Origin of the sequence: Pedobacter psychroterrae (genome assembly GCF_004331695.1) — a bacterium.
Lineage (GTDB): Bacteria > Bacteroidota > Bacteroidia > Sphingobacteriales > Sphingobacteriaceae > Pedobacter > Pedobacter psychroterrae.
On sequence record NZ_SJSL01000004.1, the window covers coordinates 94,133 to 112,918 of the forward strand.

The 18,786-nt window shown below is 42.4% G+C and carries 17 protein-coding genes and 1 pseudogene; 11 read left to right on the forward strand and 7 right to left on the reverse strand.

What is annotated here, in order from left to right:
• Positions 1-16 precede the first annotated feature (16 nt).
• Positions 17-628, reverse strand: coding sequence for a WbqC family protein (locus EZ437_RS15495; protein WP_131596976.1), 612 nt, complete (start codon positions 626-628; stop codon positions 17-19).
• A gap of 37 nt (positions 629-665) precedes the next feature.
• Here EZ437_RS15495 and EZ437_RS15500 point away from each other — a divergent pair, with 37 nt between their 5' ends.
• Both EZ437_RS15500 and EZ437_RS15505 read left to right on the forward strand, forming a co-directional pair.
• The gene (locus EZ437_RS15500) at positions 666-1,550 is read left to right on the forward strand and encodes a lysophospholipid acyltransferase family protein (protein WP_262708929.1); all 885 of its coding nucleotides are present in this window, start codon (positions 666-668) and stop codon (positions 1,548-1,550) included.
• Positions 1,550-2,566, forward strand: coding sequence for a glycosyltransferase family 2 protein (locus tag EZ437_RS15505; RefSeq protein ID WP_131596978.1), 1,017 nt, complete (start codon positions 1,550-1,552; stop codon positions 2,564-2,566). The genes EZ437_RS15500 and EZ437_RS15505 overlap by 1 nt, the downstream gene beginning before the upstream one ends.
• A gap of 16 nt (positions 2,567-2,582) precedes the next feature.
• On the opposite strand, the gene aroQ is transcribed toward EZ437_RS15505, so the two are convergent.
• Positions 2,583-3,002 (reverse strand): type II 3-dehydroquinate dehydratase, encoded by a 420-nt coding sequence (gene aroQ, locus EZ437_RS15510; RefSeq protein WP_205942729.1) that lies wholly within the window; start codon positions 3,000-3,002, stop codon positions 2,583-2,585.
• 42 nt (positions 3,003-3,044) lie between these two features.
• On the opposite strand from aroQ, the gene xerD reads away from it, so the two are divergent.
• Positions 3,045-3,944, forward strand: coding sequence for a site-specific tyrosine recombinase XerD (xerD, locus tag EZ437_RS15515; RefSeq protein ID WP_131596980.1), 900 nt, complete (start codon positions 3,045-3,047; stop codon positions 3,942-3,944).
• A gap of 24 nt (positions 3,945-3,968) precedes the next feature.
• On the opposite strand, the gene prmC is transcribed toward xerD, so the two are convergent.
• Positions 3,969-4,853 carry a peptide chain release factor N(5)-glutamine methyltransferase gene (gene prmC, locus EZ437_RS15520; RefSeq protein WP_131596981.1) on the reverse strand — a complete coding sequence of 295 codons (885 nt, stop codon included), beginning with the start codon at positions 4,851-4,853 and terminating at the stop codon, positions 3,969-3,971.
• A gap of 49 nt (positions 4,854-4,902) precedes the next feature.
• Between prmC and ribD the strand changes: the two genes are divergently transcribed.
• From ribD to EZ437_RS15540, 4 genes are all read left to right on the forward strand, one after another.
• A complete protein-coding gene (gene ribD, locus EZ437_RS15525) occupies positions 4,903-5,958 on the forward strand; it encodes a bifunctional diaminohydroxyphosphoribosylaminopyrimidine deaminase/5-amino-6-(5-phosphoribosylamino)uracil reductase RibD (RefSeq protein WP_131596982.1) in 1,056 nt (351 codons plus the stop codon).
• Positions 5,955-6,821, forward strand: coding sequence for an EamA family transporter (locus EZ437_RS15530; protein WP_131596983.1), 867 nt, complete (start codon positions 5,955-5,957; stop codon positions 6,819-6,821). Before ribD ends, EZ437_RS15530 begins: the two co-directional genes overlap by 4 nt.
• A 4-nt stretch (positions 6,822-6,825) precedes the next feature.
• Positions 6,826-7,440: an IMPACT family protein gene (locus tag EZ437_RS15535; protein ID WP_205942730.1), complete on the forward strand. Its 615-nt coding sequence runs from the start codon at positions 6,826-6,828 to the stop codon at positions 7,438-7,440.
• 239 nt (positions 7,441-7,679) lie between these two features.
• Complete coding sequence (locus tag EZ437_RS15540) at positions 7,680-7,997, forward strand: hypothetical protein (protein WP_131596984.1); 318 nt, start codon at positions 7,680-7,682, stop codon at positions 7,995-7,997.
• A 160-nt stretch (positions 7,998-8,157) separates the two neighbouring features.
• Here EZ437_RS15540 and EZ437_RS15545 read toward each other — a convergent pair whose 3' ends face one another.
• Positions 8,158-10,416, reverse strand: a complete 2,259-nt coding sequence (locus EZ437_RS15545) for a GH92 family glycosyl hydrolase (protein WP_131597094.1) — start codon at positions 10,414-10,416, stop codon at positions 8,158-8,160.
• A 438-nt stretch (positions 10,417-10,854) separates the two neighbouring features.
• Here EZ437_RS15545 and mnmA point away from each other — a divergent pair, with 438 nt between their 5' ends.
• Positions 10,855-11,946 (forward strand): tRNA 2-thiouridine(34) synthase MnmA, encoded by a 1,092-nt coding sequence (mnmA, locus tag EZ437_RS15550; protein WP_131596985.1) that lies wholly within the window; start codon positions 10,855-10,857, stop codon positions 11,944-11,946.
• Between the two features lie 196 nt (positions 11,947-12,142).
• Here mnmA and EZ437_RS15555 read toward each other — a convergent pair whose 3' ends face one another.
• The 3 genes from EZ437_RS15555 to EZ437_RS15565 form a co-directional block, all read right to left on the reverse strand.
• The gene (locus EZ437_RS15555) at positions 12,143-13,078 is read right to left on the reverse strand and encodes a bifunctional metallophosphatase/5'-nucleotidase (RefSeq protein WP_131596986.1); all 936 of its coding nucleotides are present in this window, start codon (positions 13,076-13,078) and stop codon (positions 12,143-12,145) included.
• A complete protein-coding gene (locus EZ437_RS15560; protein WP_225869599.1) occupies positions 13,059-13,739 on the reverse strand; it encodes a 5'-nucleotidase C-terminal domain-containing protein in 681 nt (226 codons plus the stop codon). The genes EZ437_RS15555 and EZ437_RS15560 overlap by 20 nt, the downstream gene beginning before the upstream one ends.
• Before the next feature lie 191 nt (positions 13,740-13,930).
• Complete coding sequence (locus EZ437_RS15565; RefSeq protein WP_131596988.1) at positions 13,931-14,443, reverse strand: glutathione peroxidase; 513 nt, start codon at positions 14,441-14,443, stop codon at positions 13,931-13,933.
• Between the two features lie 443 nt (positions 14,444-14,886).
• Here EZ437_RS15565 and EZ437_RS15570 point away from each other — a divergent pair.
• The 3 genes and pseudogenes from EZ437_RS15570 to EZ437_RS15580 form a co-directional block, all read left to right on the forward strand.
• Positions 14,887-15,507, forward strand: a pseudogene (locus EZ437_RS15570) (DUF6266 family protein); the annotation flags it as partial.
• A gap of 179 nt (positions 15,508-15,686) precedes the next feature.
• The gene (gene topA / locus EZ437_RS15575; protein WP_131596990.1) at positions 15,687-18,305 is read left to right on the forward strand and encodes a type I DNA topoisomerase; all 2,619 of its coding nucleotides are present in this window, start codon (positions 15,687-15,689) and stop codon (positions 18,303-18,305) included.
• Between the two features lie 75 nt (positions 18,306-18,380).
• Entirely contained in the window at positions 18,381-18,785 is a 405-nt protein-coding gene (locus EZ437_RS15580; RefSeq protein WP_131596991.1) for a hypothetical protein, read from the forward strand.
• Position 18,786 lies beyond the last annotated feature (1 nt).

Genomic DNA, 18,786 nt, shown 5'->3' on the forward strand with positions numbered 1-18,786 from the left:
AATTACTGCACATAAATTAAAAGTATGACCGCGATTGCGGGCCCTGGTTGAACAACAAGTCTACTATACTAAGGTTTGGTTTAAATCCTTGCCTGTCGTCAAATACCTGATAATAGGGCTTATAATCAGCACCTTTAATCACCTCATTTACCCGCCATTTGGATCTCAAATCAAGGCCTGGCCCCACCTCCTTTATATATTCCTCTGTAAAATTATAATCAATGTCCTTTTTCAGTTGCTTCATCAGCCATTGCAGCAGCTCCATATTAAACTCAAACAAATGGGAATATTTTTTACGGTAGAAAACCGAAAACTCATCTTCATAATATTCAAAATAGGCTGAATTACGGTAGCAGCTTTCAAAGGTCTTCCAATGCAGCTTTTGCCAGTTAAACTCGTTACTGATCTTCACCTCCGTAATCTTAGTATGCACTTTAGCCCCTCGTATTACCGGAACCGTCAGGTCTAGCACTCCATTTGGGGAATACACACTGGCCCGGTTACGGTACGTCTGCTTAGGAAAATGCTCATGCATCTCTATATATAATTCATCGTCAAATTCCTTTAAAACAGAAAAATAACCGACTGGGGGAAGATAAAAAAGCGGGAATATAGCTGAACTTTCCATCTGATAATTTATGTTTGCATTCTCAATTCGCAAATTAATGATAAAAAAAACCTTTTCTTATATAGGAATATTTTTTTTAAACTTTTTGTCTTTCCTTCCCATGCGGTTACTGCACGTTTTCGCATCATTGAGCTATTATTTTATTTATTATATCTTTCAATACCGCAAAAAAGTCGTTCATGACAACCTGAGTAATTCTTTTCCTGATAAAACACCTGCAGAGATCGTTCAATTGAAAAAAACTTTCTTTAAATACTTTGCCGACATGCTATTTGAAGTCATAAAGTTGCAATCTATTTCAGACGTGGAGCTGCTTAAAAGGGTAAAATTCAATAATTTAGAACTGGTAACTAACTACCTCGATAAACAAGAAAGTATACTGGCCTGCACAGGTCATTATGGCAACTGGGAACTTGGCATGTTGGCCCTTGGGGTTAAAATTCCTGCCAAAGCCTATGTGATCTATAAACCACTTAGCAATGATGTTTTTGACGATTGGTTTTATAAAATACGAACCAGGACAAACAACCTTTTTATCCCCATGAGGCAAACGCTCAGATCACTCGCCACCAGCAGAAATCAGACTACCATGTTTTGTTTTGCCGGTGATCAGACACCTGTAAAAGATGAAGCAAAGGTCTGGATCGATTTCTTAAACCAGCCCACTCCTGTCTTGCTCGGACTGGAAAAGATTGCGCTGCAGACCGACAGACCTGTTATTTATTTTAATATGCAATGGGTAAAACGTGGCTACTATGAAGTAGATTGCTACCTGATCTGCGAAAAACCGTCATCAACTGAAGCGCATGAAATTACTAAACGCAATTTCCAGATGCTGGAACAAATAATTAATAAAAATCCTGCTTACTGGCTATGGAGCCACAGGCGATGGAAACATAAACCCGAGAACAACGCTGATTAATGGAACCTAGTGTAGCTGTAGTAATTTTAAATTGGAATGGAAAAGCACTGCTTGAGCAATTTTTGCCCGGTGTTGTACAATCTATCTACCCTAATCTTCAGATAATAGTCGGCGACAATGCCTCTACAGATGATTCTGTAGCTTATATAAAGGCCAATTACCCCAATATCCGACTGATCCGCAATGATGCGAACTACGGCTTTGCGGAAGGGTACCGCAAACTATTGGAACAGGTACAGGCGGACTACTACGTCCTATTGAACTCTGACGTAGAGGTATCGGCCAACTGGATTCAGCCCGTAATAGACCTGATGCAGAGCGATCCGCTCATTGCTGCTGCACAGCCAAAGATCAAATGGCAGAAGAACAAGTCTCAGTTTGAGTATGCCGGAGCAGCAGGAGGTTATCTGGACATGCATGGCTATCCCTTTTGCCGTGGAAGGTTATTTGACACAGTAGAGGCAGATAATGGGCAGTACAATGATGTCAAAGAAATTTTCTGGGCCAGCGGTGCCGCACTGTTCATCAAAAGCAAGGCATGGAAAGAAGTGGGTGGTCTCGATCCTGATTTCTTTGCCCATATGGAAGAGATAGATCTTTGCTGGAGGCTCAAAAATCTGGGCTACAAGGTGATGTACGCTCCCGGCGCAGAAGTTTACCATGTAGGCGGAGGCACACTTAGTGCCAATAACCCTTACAAAACCTATCTTAACTTTAGAAATAACCTGATCATTCTGCAAAAAAACCTGCCTTTAAATGATGCCTACCCAAGAATTTTTATCAGGTTGTGCATCGATTTTGTCGCCTGGATCCGTTTCATGATGCAGGGTAATGTCGACTTTGCAACAGCCATCAACAAAGCTCACTGGCATTTCTTTCAAAACATCTCAGCCAACGCAAAGAAAAGAGGAACCAAACAACTTAGCTTTCATAAACATACCGGCCAGTACAATTCCAGCATTGTATACGATTATTTCATTAAAAAGATCCGGTACTTTAGCGAGCTTAAACTGTAAACTTTAAGTTCAATAACTAAGCGTGCAGCAAACTTTCTATGGCCAGGCGGTAGCCGTCCATCCCAAATCCTGTAAGCACACCTTTACAGTTCTTCCCGGTTAGTGATACATGTCTGAATTCTTCCCTTGCATAGATATTTGATATATGTACCTCTACCACAGGAGTTTTAATACCAGCAATTGCATCAGCTATCGCTACAGAAGTGTGCGTATACCCGCCTGCATTGATAATGATGCCATCATATGTAAAGCCTACTTCGTGCAATTTATTGATCAACTCTCCTTCTACATTGCTCTGATAATAATCAATCTCCACAATGCTGTAAATTTCCCGCAATTCCTTAAGGTATTCTTCAAAACTCAAGCTTCCATATATACCGGGTTCTCTTAAGCCTAAAAGGTTTAAGTTGGGGCCATTAATAATTTGTATCTTCATCAATTCAAACTTAAAGTTAAAAATTTACAGTAGAAAATTTTTGTGATCAATAACCCCTATCTAAAATCTTTTAAGACCTACCTGCGACTGGAACGCGCACTCTCACGCAATTCCATTGATGCCTATCTCAATGACATCGGAAACCTTACACAATACCTCGACCTGTCAAACAAATATACTAATATAAAACAAGTTACTCCGTCCGACTTAAAGTCTTTCATTTCATGGGCCAATGAGCTAGGGATGTTGCCCAGCACCCAGGCAAGGGTTATTTCAGGCCTTAAATCTTTTTTTGGTTTTCTCTTATTGGAACAGATCACCGACACAGATCCTACCGCGATGATCGAAGCCCCACGCCTCTCCAGAAAACTACCTGATATCCTAAATCTACTTGAGATCAATAGTTTAATAGATGCAGTAGATGCTTCAAGGCCAGGTGGGATGCGCAATAAGACCATTATTGAAGTATTGTATGGTTGCGGACTAAGGGTATCTGAACTGGTCAACTTAAAAATATCTGAAGTCTATGAAGATGAAGGCTTTATTAAGGTAATTGGCAAAGGAAATGCAGAGCGGCTTGTACCAATTGGAAGCTCCGCTTTAAAGCTGCTGAAGATCTATCTCCACGAGATCAGGGTCCACAACAAAATAAAAGAAGGCTATCAGGACTATATCTTCTTAAACAATTCCGGAAAGAACCTCTCCAGGATCTATGTGTTTAAAACAATCAAAGCACTTGCTGAAAAAGCCGGGATAAATAAATCCATTAGTCCGCATACCTTCAGGCATTCATTTGCTACGCATTTAATAGAAGGCGGGGCCGATTTGAGGGCTGTACAGGAAATGCTCGGCCATGTCAGCATCACCACTACCGAGATCTATACGCATCTTGACAGAAGCTATCTCAAAGAGGTGATCACTACCTTTCACCCCAGAAGCTAAATCCGGGAAGTTAAATACCCTGCGCTATGTCCCCAAACTACATCTGATCATCCGGTCCTTTCCCTGCATATCTTTTCTTAACACTATATTAATAAATGATTTATCAACCAGCATTTGCATGGTTTCTTTACCCATGTGCTCATTGATCTCAAAGAATAGCAAACCCCCGGAAGTCAAATTACTCATCGCAAAATCCGCAATCGCTTCATAAAACACAAGAGGTCTTTCCTTAGCTACAAAGAGCGCCAGATGAGGTTCATGGTCCAGTACATTCTGGTGCATCTGCTCCTTTTCTTCAGGGGTGATATAAGGCGGATTACTCACAATCACATCATACTTTCCATCTGGATTTAGCTCCAAATTATTATCCAAAATATCGCCCTGCACAAACGTTACCCCTACACTGTTCAGTAAGGCATTCATTTTCGCGGCCTCTATAGCTTCAGAAGAAACATCCAGACCAGTCACCCTAGATCCTGAGATTTTTCGAGCTAAAGTTACTGCTATACAACCACTTCCGGTTCCTATATCAAAAATCGATAACTTATCTTTTGATGGCGCCAAACCTCCTGCTGACCTTACCATACAACTTTCAATCACCCACTCTACCAATTCTTCTGTCTCAGGTCTGGGTATCAATACCGCGGGATTTACCTTAAACTTCAAGCCATAAAACGATGCTTCTCCAATCACATACTGTACAGGCTTACCTGTTTTAAGTTCACCCAAATAACCCCACATAGCAAATTCATCCTGCATCTCAGTACTGATCCCTTTCAAAGACAGCTGCCGATTATTAAAGCCCGTAACATGCTCCACCAGCAGGTTAAAAATCGCTGCTATTTCCTCCACTTCGTAAATACCCGACAGTTCTTCTTTAAACTGGACCAGCAACTCCTTTAAATTCATACCCTGCAAAAGTAAGGAAATAGAACAATATACCTTACTTTTGCTTACCATGACAGATGAGATTTGTATGCAAAGATGCCTCGAACTGGCTAGCCTTGGTATGGGTAGCGTTAGCCCAAATCCCATGGTAGGCTGTGTCATTGTACACAACAAAAAGATAATTGGCGAGGGTTATCACAAGAAATTCGGTGAGGCCCATGCAGAAGTAAATGCCATAAATGCAGTCCTGAAGCAATATGATGAAGCAGCAGAAGCCATGCTGGCCAATGCTACTGCCTACGTAAGTCTCGAACCCTGTGCACACTTCGGAAAAACCCCTCCCTGTGCAGATCTGCTGATCAGATACAGAATTAAAAAGGTGGTCATAGGCAATACTGACCCCTTTGCTGATGTCAATGGCAAAGGAATAGAGAAACTGAAGAATGCAGGTATAGAAGTTGTGTCGGGTGTACTCGAATCCCAATGCAGCTACCTCAATAGACGCTTCTTCACACGTATCAAGCAGCAAAGACCCTATATCATCCTCAAATGGGCCACTACCGCAAATGGCTTTTTTGCACCTAGAAACATTGTGCAACAATGGATCAGCGGACCATTGTCCAAAAAGCTGGTTCATAAATGGCGTACGGAAGAAGATGCCATTCTGATAGGGAAGCAAACAGCACTGGCCGACAATCCGCAGTTAAGCTCCAGAGAATGGCGGGGCAAAAACCCTATTAGGATATTGATAGACCGAGATCTGCAGGTCCCCGTGTCCAATCACGTTTACAATAAAGAAGCCAAAACAATCATCCTCAACGAAGTAAAAACTGAAGTACAGGACAATATTCATTTCATCCAAATGGAGGATATGCAATATTACCTGCCGCAGAAGATTGCCTTTCAGCTTTACCTGATGGACATCCAGTCGGTTATTATTGAAGGAGGTGCCAACATCCTCAACCAGTTTATTAAAGCTGGTCTCTGGGATGAAGCCCGGGTCTTCACGTCCGCATCCTCCTGGAATGAAGGAATTGCATCCCCAGTTATCAATGGCCTCATTACCGATCAGTACCGCATCGAACAGGATAACCTCACCATTTATCGAAATAATACCAGCACATGATCTATCTCATCATCAGCATTTGCTGTAGTGTTATCGTAGCAGTTTTACTTAAACTGGCCAAAAGATACAAGATTGACATTCCCCAAGCTGTAACATGGAACTATTTGTTTGCTATAGGATTAAGCTGGTTTTTCTTCAAGCCTGCTTTAACTCAGCTTAGCCAACACACGCTCGATCCACTATATCTTTCATTGGGCATATTGCTGCCTGTCATATTCTGGTTCCTCGCCCGTTCGGTCAGGCATATTGGCATTGCCAAAACAGATATAGCACAGCGCCTATCGCTCATTATACCGCTTCTGGCTTCATATTTCTTGTTTGGGGAACAATTCAGCACCTTGAAAATAACCGGACTCATCATAGGCTTTCTAGCGATATTCTTTACTTTGTACCGTAAATCAGGATCAGGGCGGCAATCTGCAGCATGGATTTATCCCATAATCGTATTTGCAGGCTTCGGCCTGATAGACACCCTGTTCAAAAAAGTAGCACAGGTCAAAGACATACCCTATACCAGTTCCCTCATCATCATATTTGCCATAGCATTCCTGATTTCGCTCGCATTCATGCTATTTAAATACCTGGCTAATAAGCGAAAACCCGAACTGGTCAATTTTATATGCGGATGTATTTTAGGCTTTTTCAATTTCTCTAACATATTATTTTACCTCAAAGCACATGCTGCAATGTCCGACAATCCATCAGTAGTATTTGCGGCCACGAACATGGGTGTCATCATTCTGGGCAGCCTGATCGGTATATTGGCCTTTAAAGAAAAGCTTAACAGAATAAACTATTATGGGCTATCCCTCGCCCTGGCAGCCATTATTTGTATTACTATTTCCAGAATTTACAGCATTTAATATTATGCTGTTCAACGATACTTACAAAACCATATCTGCCCCATCATCCGGACTTTTCAAAGACAAAGGCAGCAAATTTATCGCCTTTGCTTACCCCATTTCCTCTGACGAAGAAGTAAAAAGTATCGTTCAAAAACTGCGTACAGCACATACGAAAGCTCGACATTTCTGCTGGGCCCTAAGGATAAGCCCAGACAGGAGCCTCTTCAGGATTCAGGACGACGGAGAGCCTTCAGGCACAGCCGGAAGACCCATTCTAAATGCCATGCTTTCTGCTGATGTTACCAATCTCCTGATCGTGGTCGTACGATATTTTGGTGGCACATTACTTGGCGTACCTGGTTTACTTAACGCCTATAAATCAGCTGCTGTTGATGCACTTAAAGAAGCATCCATTATAGAAAAAACCATAAACGACATTTATAAAGCTGAGTTTGATTACCTCTCCATGAATGATGTAATGAGGCTAATCAAAGAAGAGCAACTAACGATTCTGGAACAAAACTTTGACAATACTTGCAGCATTAAACTGGAGATCAGAAAGGCCCAGTTAAATACTGTTCTCGGTAAACTGGACAAAATCGATGGCATTAAGATCAAATATCTCTGCACCATTTAAACCCTGATTCCCTCCAGCTTCTTCCATCCGTCCTTTTTATTTATCTACTTCCCTACTCCAGCTCGATATTTTTCCCTGTTCTTGCTCAATTTCTCCCTGCTCTTAATCCTCCAACAATGTACCACCACGCCACAACCTTGTTTTCTGTCATTTTAGCTCAACATCTTTAGGTTTTTAAAATATTCCTAAACAAAAATTGTCCTTCAATGTTGACTATATAGACATTAAACGACAATCACATGTTCCAAAAGATAAAAGACAACATAGCAGTAAACTTGGTCACATCCTTCCTGGGTGCCTATGAAACAAACGAAATACAACCCGCAAAAAGATTCCTTTCTATAGTGGCAAGCATATACATCATCCAAAGTGGTATCAAAGACCTATCCAAACACCCTATCTATTCCGCACAAAAATTGCTTTTAGCAGGTGCCCTCATTTACAGTGCTGCCATCGACCTCAACAAAAGGATCATCAAAAAGCCAAAAGAAACAGACATTAGAAGGAATCAAATACAAGGCAATGACCCCAACAGTCAAGTGCCTGCTTTTGTTTAATAGTAGTTATTTAATAGGCATATAGCTAAACTATGCATTTCCTACTTTCCCTTAGTTTATGCATCTACTTCCCTTAAAATTAAGTGTCTTTTGAGGGCATAGGAACTATTTGCGCTTTTTCAGCGCAACTGGTTCCAGCCCGATAAAAGATCACTGAATTTTACCTCTTATTACGCATATAAAAACTTAGCTTCCCCCCGTTCACAATATCCGAATGCTTAATCGTATGGCCTGTCACCGTCTTCCCATTCAGCAACACCTTCGATACATACACATTCTTATCACTCTGGTTAACAGCCTCTACCGTAAACGTCTTACCATTCTCCAGCGAAAGCACCGCCGACTTAACCGAAGGACTTCCTAAAGAATACTCATCCGATCCCGGCGAAACCGGATAAAATCCTAACGAAGAAAACATATACCAGGCGCTCATCTGTCCGCAATCATCATTTCCGCCCAGCCCGTCCGGTGTAGACTTATACTGCATCTTCAGGATCATCCTTACCTTCTCCTGCGTTTTCCAGGGCTGCCCTATCCAGTTGTACAAGTACACCACATGGTGTGCCGGCTCATTTCCGTGCACATAGCCTCCAATGATCCCCTCACGGGTAATATCCTCTGTATCAGCAAAAAACTCATCAGGCAAATGCATAGAAAACAACGAATCCAGCCTCGAAGCGACCTTCTTAGCACCCCCCATCGCAGCAATCATTCCAGTTGGATCATGCGGCACAAAGAAACTATAATTCCAGGTATTGCCTTCTATAAAGCCCTGACCGTGTGTACTCAACGCATCAAACTCCTTCTTAAAAGTACCATCTGCTAGTTTAGGCCTCATAAAGCCGATCGACTTATCAAAATTATTTACCCAATTACCAGATCTTTTAATAAACTCATCGTAAATTGACTGTTTACCTAATTTTTTGGCGATCTGAGCAATACACCAATCATCATACGCATATTCCAATGTATTCGAAACAGACGTTCCGCTTTTCTCTGCCGAAATGTATCCTTTATCGATATATTCGCCTATCCCCTCGTATGAACGATGATTTGCAGTTTCCACACAAGCAGCCAAAGCAGCCTCCGCATCGCCATTGTACACCCCTTTAATGATCGCATCAGCCACTACAGACACACTGTGATAGCCGCTCATGCACCAGTTTTCATTGGCATAGTGCGACCAGATCGGTAGCATTTTCAAAGAATTCTGTTGATAATGCGCCATCATTGACCTCACCATATCATTGTTCTTAGATGGCTGCATGATGTTAAAGAACGGGTGCAAAGACCTGTAAGTATCCCACAAAGAGAATGTAGTATAGTTGGTAAACCCATCTGCCTTATGCACACCCTGATCCAGGCCCTTGTACTGCCCATTTACATCACTGTAATTGGTCGGATTGATAAATGCATGGTACATAGCGGTATAAAAATTAACCTTATCATCTTCAGAAGCCGAAATCTTGATCTTGCTCAGTTCTTTTTCCCAATCCGACTGAGCCTGCTGCTTCACCTTATCAAAATCCCATCCCGGCACTTCGGTACGCATATTTTCCAAGGCATTCTCTTGGCTTACAGGCGACAAAGCAAACTTCAGCCCTATCTTTTCCGAAGCTTCCGTATCAAAATCAAAGTACATCCTGATTTTCTTGCCTGCTATCTCAGGATGGTTCTTAGTCTGGTCAAACTTCCTCCAGAATCCCCTATAAACTTGTGCCTTCTCAAAATTCTTCTGACCATAACTCTTAAAAGGCTTTGAAAACGACATGGCAAAATAAACCGTGCGCGTACGTGCCCAACCATTAGTCTGACGATAGCCCGTCACCAATGTATCATTCACCACCCTCACATACGTCCACACCGTCTTGTCGTCATAATTATACATTCCTGCCATCAGATCCAGAATAATGTGCGACTGATCAGACTTTGGGAAAGTATACTGGTGCACGCCCACTCTTTTCGTTGCAGTCATTTCGGCCATGATCTTATCGTCATCCAGTTTCACTTTATAATAACCCGCTTCCACCACCTCATTCTCATGAGAGAACGCAGAGCGAAAGCCAGATTTAGGATTATCAGCCGTACCTGGGTTCATCTGCAACGCACCTTGCGTAGGCATAACTAGGAAATCGCCCAGATCAGAATGCCCTGTACCGCTAAAATGCGTGTGACTAAATCCTACTATCGTTTTATCCTCATACTTATACCCTGCACAGTATTTATACACATCACCATTATATTTCCCATTTATTTCATACGAAAGCGTATCTGTATCAGGGCTCAGTTGCACCGCGCCAAAAGGCACCGTAGCACCCGGAAAAGTATGCCCCATTTTCTGAGTACCAATGATCGGCTTTACATACTTAACCAGATTCTCTGCTTCCTTGCTTTTCCCGGTTATAAGTCTGGGCTTCATCGGTTTCTCCTGCGCTGATACCTTTATCATGCCCCCTATCAACCCGGCCATCGCCAATAAACCACCTGTTAAAAGTCTTTTCATAATCTTTATTTCTGCGTGTAAATTACAAGAGCCTAAGATATTAAAAAATCAACAATACCAGCCTTATTCTATTTGCTAATACGTTTGACTAGATGCAATGATTTTAATATTTTGCAGCCTCTTTTACCCTTGTTATCGATCTGCCTTTCACCTTATAATTTCATTTTAGCCTTTCACCTCGCGTCCTTCCCACCCTGTGTCACTTAAAATTCAGTGTCTTTAAGAGGGCATAGGAACTATTTGCGCTTCTTCAGCGCAACTGGTTCCAGCCCGAAAAAAGATCACTTAATTTCCTTACTTTTGTCCTTATATAACTAATCACCGGGCCTTGAACCCGCGGCAGTATTAAAACATATGAGTAAAAAAGGAAGAATCCTGGTAGCCATGAGTGGCGGGGTAGACAGTTCAGTAGCAGCAGTAATGCTCCACGAACAAGGGTATGAAGTAATTGGCCTTACCATGAAGACATGGGACTACGCCACATCCGGCAGTAGCAGCAAAGAAACCGGCTGCTGTAGTCTAGACAGCATCAACGATGCCCGCACACTAGCCGTAAATTATGGCTTTCCACATTATATATTAGATATCAGAGACGAATTTGGTGACTTCGTGATCGACAATTTCGTCGACGAATACCTGGCAGGGCGCACACCAAACCCATGCGTGCTTTGCAACACCCACATCAAGTGGGAAGCATTGTTAAAACGTGCCAACAAACTGGACTGCGAGTTTATCGCAACAGGGCACTATGCCAACATCCGTCAGCAAGACAGTGGCAGATACGTCATTTCTAAGGGTCACGACGAAAATAAAGATCAGTCATACGTACTTTGGGGCGTATCACAAGAAAACCTTGCGCGCACGCAATTCCCGCTGGGCTCCTTTGCCAAATCAGAAATCAGACAGATGGCCCTCGACATGGGACAGGAAGAACTGGCCAAGAAAAGTGAAAGCTATGAGATCTGTTTTGTGCCTGACAATGACTATCGTGCCTTCCTAAAGCACAAAGTAGAAGACCTCGAAGACCGCGTAGCAGGTGGCAATTTCATCAATAAAGACGGGATGATCATCGGTCAGCATAAAGGCTATCCTTTTTACACAATCGGACAACGTAAAGGACTGGGCCTAGCATTTGGCGAACCCATGTTTGTCACCCAGATCCTGCCCGAAAGCAATACCGTAGTACTGGGCCGTGCCGACGAACTGGAAAGAAAAGAAGCCATGGTACGCAACCTCAACCTGGTAAAATACGAAAGCATCCATGAACCTATGGACAACGTAATCACCAAGATCAGGTATAAAGATGCGGGCATGTTAAGTACAATCGTGCAGGAAAAAGACAAAATGCGTGTAGTATTTGACCACAACGTATCCGCTATCGCACCCGGACAGTCGGCCGTTTTCTACGAAGGAAATGACCTCCTAGGCGGTGGCTTCTTAATCTAAGGATTTGTACATCGCCACTGCATAAAAATAAAATCAGTTGCTGTAAAAAATAAAGTAAGTGTGAGTAGTAGAGATGCCTGACTAGCCCGCCAGCGGTAAAATCAGGTGGTCTTAGAGCAGACCTAAGCGCCCATGTTGCGAAGCTTCAGGGAATGCAGGCTGCGAAAAGACTTCCTGATTTTACCCTATAAAACCATTATGCTTCCAGATCATTGATCAGATAAGGAGCACCTGCCTTGGCACGTTTGCCCTTATACTTCTCAAAGTAATAATCTACCCTGCCCAGATTAATCCCCGCAAAACCTACCTGATTAATCGTAGTAATGCCACCACTCAAATTCTTAACATCCTCAGGAACATCCATAAACGTATGCGTATGTCCACCAATTATTAAATCAATATTACTCGTCTGCGCCGCCAGCACCTGGTCTGAAACTTTTGCAGAAGCATATTTATAACCAAGATGAGAAAGGCAGATCACCAGGTCACAATCCAAATCTTTCTTTAACAAAGCAGCTATTTCATTGGCTTTTAAAACAGGGTTCAGATATACCGTATCACCATAATTGTTTTCCTCCACAAGCCCTTTGAGTTCAATACCGACCCCAAAAACCCCAATCTTCAATCCCTGCTTTTTAAAGATCTTATACGGCTGCGTAGCACCTTTCAATAGCGTATTAGAAAAGTCGTAATTACTACAAATGATCGGAAAATTAGCATGCGGCAACTGCTTATGAAAACCTTCCAGTCCATTATCAAAGTCATGGTTGCCCATCGTAGCCGCATCATAGCCCATGGCCGTCATCAGCTTCATCTCCACCTCCCCACCGTACAAATTAAAATAAGGCGTTCCCTGAAAGATATCACCCGCATCTAATAACAGCACATTCTGCTCCTCGGCCCTGATCCTTTTAATCAATGCCGCACGCCTGGCCACACCGCCCAGGCCCTGGTTCCTCGATCCGTCCATCGGAAAAGGTTCAACCCTGCTGTGGACATCATTGGTATGTAAGATCGTCAACTTCACCACATCCCCTGCTGCCATTGCCTCAAAAGGATTAATTGCAAGTGCAGCGGCAGCCAAACCTCCTGTTTTGATAAAATTGCGGCGCTTAATAAGTAATTCTTCCATCTAGTTGAGCAGTTATGGTTTTGCCTTCAGCTTGCTTGTCTTTTACCTCATTCAATAAAGCGTCCCGGACCTTCAGTCCCAGTACTTTTTTTTCAACCGGATCCTTAAACCCAAGTGTATTATCGCCCCCATTTGAAACATAATCCGATGTGAGCACCCTGTAATTCCTGCTAATGTCGAACGCCTTTCCGTTGATCACCACATCCACCGGCTTTTTGTCTTTGATCTTCATGCGCAGTCCCGCTACCGGCTGCCCTTTAGAAGCGGCTATAAATTCCAACAATCGCTGGGCTTCAGTTCCTTTAATCGTGCAGACCACCAGTTCATTCTCAAAAGGCATCAGTTCAAATATATTAGAAACAGTAATCGGGCCTTTAGGCAAATCTACGCGGATACCTCCTTTTGTACTGGGCATCGCAAAATCGATCGCTGTATCCATCTTTCTTGCCTGAACCAGCGTAGCATCAGCAAAGAAGTTACTCAGCAGGCTTTCTGGCAAAGTATCACTGCTTTTTTTAGACATAGCCAAAGCCGAATGTCCGATCACCCGGTTCATTTGCGAATCCAATCCAGCTTTATAGGGCAGGTAAGTTTTCAGTACAGCACTGTCGACGGCTATTGAGACATTAACCGGATATTCTATCCTTTCTGCTTTAACCAATTCGTAAGCTGATGAACAAGATATTGCTGACAGTAAATAAATTAAACTAACAAAACTTACTAGTCTTTTAACAACTTTAGTAGAACTTAGCATGATACAAAAATACGTTAAACCTTCAATCTGGGTGTTAACAAAAAGAGAAATCCATGTTAAGGATTTCTCTTTTTGTTATACCTGCCATTCAATAAGCTCTATAGGTTCTTTACAACGTCTTCGCTAAGCGGGGTAGTTTTAGAACGGAACCTATGTACCAGCTGGCCTTTTTCATCAATCAGGAATTTCTCAAAATTCCATTTAATATCTCCTTTAAAATCAGGGTTTTCTGCTGTAGTCAGGTATTTAAACAGCGGAGTAATGTCTTCGCCTAATACGCTGGTTTTTTCGGCCATTAAAAAAGTAACAGCAAACTTTGAAGTACAGAACTCTTTGATCTCACTGTTGGTGGCCAACTCCTGTCCGCCAAAATTACCTGCCGGAAATCCTATCAGTACCAGGTTTTTGCCATATTTCTTATGCAATTTTTCAAGATCTTCATACTGAGGGGTAAAACCACATTTAGATGCAGTATTTACAATCATGATCTTCTTTCCTTTAAACTTCGAAAGCTTAATTTCCTTGCCTTCAATAGTTTTAAAAGAATAATCGTACACACCTTTTGCAGGAGGTGTAAAAAACAAACTAAGGAATATTAATAATGTGTTCATAATATGGTTTTTTTTTAGAATTGAATCTGATAAAATGTTATCTGGTATAGCGTAACTTAATGTGTTTTGGGTATGTCAATATATTATCATGCTAACGTACTTACGAAGTTAAGTACAATAACGTTGCATTAATATAATAATTACGTAAAAAGATTTTACCTGTCTCAGCGCTAATGCTAACATACCGTTTGCTTATTGCTAACTGATTTTCTTTTGGATTTCTCTTGCTATTCTTTTGCTTTTCTCTCTCTATTGTCTCGCTCAGGCAACATAAAACCTGATAATACCCGATTTTCTAGCGGGTAAAAATAAATACAAAACTACTTGGCGCTGGCTTGGAATGTAATTATCTTAGGCTTAACTGACTATTAACAAATAAAAAAACTATTATGGCAAGATTAAAATTTGGCCCATGGGGCGGTATTATTTGAAAACTAGGAAATCATGTTGGCTACATTAGAAAAGGTATGGCCATTTTGAGGATGAGATCCCATCCCTCTACCAAAAAAAGGACTGATAAACAAAAAGCCACCACTCAGCGCTTTCAGTTGATTAATAAATTCGTTGCAAGGATTAATGGTTTTACCAATGTCGGTTTTGATGTAGCATCGCGGAAAGTATCACCGACTGCACAAAATCTTGCAACATCGTATAATATAAAGAACGCAATCTTTGGTGAATATCCGGGCCAGAAAATTGACTTTTCAAAAGTGAGGGTTTGCGAGGGAATTCTGCCGCTGTCGGCAAATATCAATGTAACAGCTGAAGATCAGGGAAACGAGATTAAATTGGTGTTTAGCTGGAATGTAGATCCTGACATCCAATATCCCCGAAATCGCGATCAGGTAATGATGCTCGCCTATTTGCCAGAGAATGAAAGCGCTGAATATCTGGATAGCGGAGCCAGACGAAGCGCGGGACAGGATTCTTTATTGATCGGAAGAAATTACGGGAGTGTAAACTTACCCAAGCTAAATACTTATGCGGAAACCTATATTGCTTTTGTAGCCAATGACAGGGATAGCATTACCAATAGCTATTATTGTGGCAGGATTTATTTTTAAGCAGGCAATTAGATATCCTGACGGGCTGAAAGCAGGCCATTTGCTGTTTTTCCTCCTGCTTCAATCAGATGTTTCTAAGTATTAGAATTGAGCCTTTTAGAAAATAAATTATTAGAAAATACAGATCGGATTTTGAAGTTAGGCTTAATTATAGCTTTATTTGCAGAAAAACCTCCTGAATGGCTAAGAATTTATTAATAGTTGAATCTCCTGCAAAAGCTAAAACCATAGAAGGATATTTAGGTAAAGATTTCCTTGTAAAATCAAGTTACGGACACATCCGGGACCTGATAAAAGGCGATATGGGCATAGATATCAATAATAACTTTTCTCAGACTTATGAAGTTCCGGCTGATAAGAAACAGGTAGTAGCCGAGCTGAAGAAGCTAGCCAAGGAAGCCGAAATGGTATGGTTAGCATCCGATGAGGACCGAGAGGGAGAAGCGATATCATGGCATTTATTTGAAACGCTCGGATTGAAAGAAGCTACTACAAAGCGTATTGTTTTTCATGAGATCACCAAACCGGCAATACTTAAGGCGATTGAAACCCCGCGTACCATAGACTATAACCTGGTTCATGCACAGCAGGCACGCCGTGTGCTGGACAGACTAGTGGGATTTGAACTGTCGCCGGTATTGTGGAAAAAGATCAAGCCTTCATTGTCTGCAGGCCGTGTGCAATCTGTTGCCGTACGACTGATAGTAGACAGAGAACGCGAAGTAAATAAATTTAATGCTACGGCAGCGTTTAAAATCTCAGCTTCCTTCTCTACCGGAAAAGGCAGGGAAATTGTCAAAGCAGAACTGCCACAACGATTTGAAAAAGAAGTAGATGCTGAGGCTTTTTTAAAAGACTGCATCAATGCGGGCTTTAATGTGGCAGGGTTGGAAACCAGACCTGCCAAACGCAATCCCGCTGCACCGTTTACTACGTCTACCCTGCAACAGGAAGCTTCACGTAAGCTTGGATATTCTGTTTCGAGAACAATGCAGATCGCTCAGCGACTGTATGAAAGCGGACGCATCACCTATATGAGGACGGATTCTGTGAATTTGTCCGAGACTGCATTGCAGGCGGCGGCATCTGAGATCAAATCGGCCTGGGGTGATAAATATCATCAGTTGAGAGTATATAAAACCAAATCTGCAGGTGCGCAGGAGGCTCACGAGGCCATCCGTCCTACTTATTTCAATCACCATACTGTTCCCGGAGATAGTTCTGAGCAGCGCTTATATGAACTAATCTGGAAACGTGCCATTGCTTCGCAAATGAGTGAGGCGTTGTTTGAGAAGACCACTGCGCAGATTGGCATAAGCACCCGCAAGGAGCAGTTGATCGCTGAAGGTGAAGTGCTGAAGTTTGACGGTTTTTTGAAAGTATACCTTGAGTCGTCTGACGAGGATGATGTAGATGATAGTGAAAATGCAGGTTTGCTGCCGCCATTGGCACGCGGACAAGCGCTTACGCTGAATGAAATGAACGCTACCGAACGGTTTTCGAGACCACCTGCCCGCTATACTGAGGCATCGCTGGTTAAGAAGCTGGAGGAGCTTGGTATTGGCAGGCCATCTACATATGCGCCTACGATCTCTACGATACAAAACCGCGGATATGTGGTGAAGGAAGACCGTGATGGTCGTTCCAGGTCGTTTAGTTCATTGGTTTTGGCTGATGGTGCTGTTCGGAAAACGGTAAAAACAGAGATAACTGGTGCCGAGAAAAGCAAATTATTCCCGACAGATATAGGTGAGGTAGTAAATGATTTCCTTGTGGAGCATTTTAAGGGCATTGTAGATTTTAATTTCACGGCAAATGTGGAAAAGGAATTTGATGAGATTGCACAGGGATTGCAGGAATGGACCAAGATGCTCCGCTCCTTCTATACCCCTTTTCATATAGAGGTGGAAACTACGCTGGAAACGGCTGATAGAGCCAATGGAGAGCGCTTATTGGGTGTAGATCCGCTGAGTGGCAGAAATGTGTATGCCAAAGTAGGCCGGTATGGCCCGCTGGTTCAGATTGGTGAACTGAGCGATGATGAAGGTGCTGAAAAACCGAAATATGCGAGCTTGTCTAAATCACAGACCGTTGGTACGGTGAGCCTGGAGCAAGCTTTGGAGCAGTTCAAACTGCCTTTTTCTTTAGAAGATTTTGACGGTAAGGAGGTTTCTGTTGGTGTGGGCAGGTTTGGGCCATATGTGAAATGGGGTGAGGCTTATATCTCGGTTCCTAAAAACGAAGATCCTTTATCGATAGATCAGGCGCGTGCACAGGAGATTATTGGCGAAAAGATTACTGCCGATGCACCGATAGCGCATTATGAGGATTTGCCGGTAACGAAGGGTACGGGTAGATTCGGACCTTTTATAAAATGGAACGACCTGTTTATCAATGTACCTAAGGCGTACGACTTTGAAAATTTGCGCACGCAAGATGTGGAGGAACTGATCCTTAAGAAGATAGATAAGGAAGCGAACAGGTTTATACAGCAGTGGAACGCAGATAAGATTGCGATAGAAAATGGCAGATGGGGACCATTTATCAGGTTTGGCAAAGAGATGCTGAAATTGAGGAAGAACCCGGCTACCAATGATAAATATACGCCAGAGGAGCTTGCTGCTATTTCTTTGGATGAGGTGAAAGCGCTGATAGTAGAACAGGTGCCGAATGCATTTGAACCGAAAAAGAAGAAAGCGGCAGTGAAAACAGTTGTGGCCGCAAAAAAGACTGGTGCGGCAGGGAAAAAGGCGACTGGAACTAAGACTGCGGCTAAGAAGTCGGTAGCGAAGAAATAGGCGTTCGTCATGCTGAATTTATTTCAGCATAACAGTTTATTAGCATGACATAATGTGTTATGATATAGTTTAAATATGAAAAAAGATCTTCCGGAAAATATAGTTGAGGATGTTGCAATGGCAGTAGTGCTGTTGGGCGAAACGCCTGAAGTTAAGAACTGGACGGTATACCTTGTCAATCTTAAAGATAAGGGCATCGATAATGTACTGATCAGCTCTAAGGGTTATGGTGAAAAGGATGGAAAGGCGGTCAAGACTTCCGTATTGAGGCATTTCCTGGGGGATGTGGTGGCCAGGTCTTTTAAAGGTGTGGAAGCAATTGATCCGGAGGTTTTTGGCCTGACTAATGAATACTGGTTGAGTTATTATATGGATGGGGTTATTTATGATAAGAAGTTTATTTTTCTGCCAGAAAGTATCGTAGATGATAATTTAATCCATATTCCCTTGGTGGATGGTCCGGGTGTAATGATCAGATAGG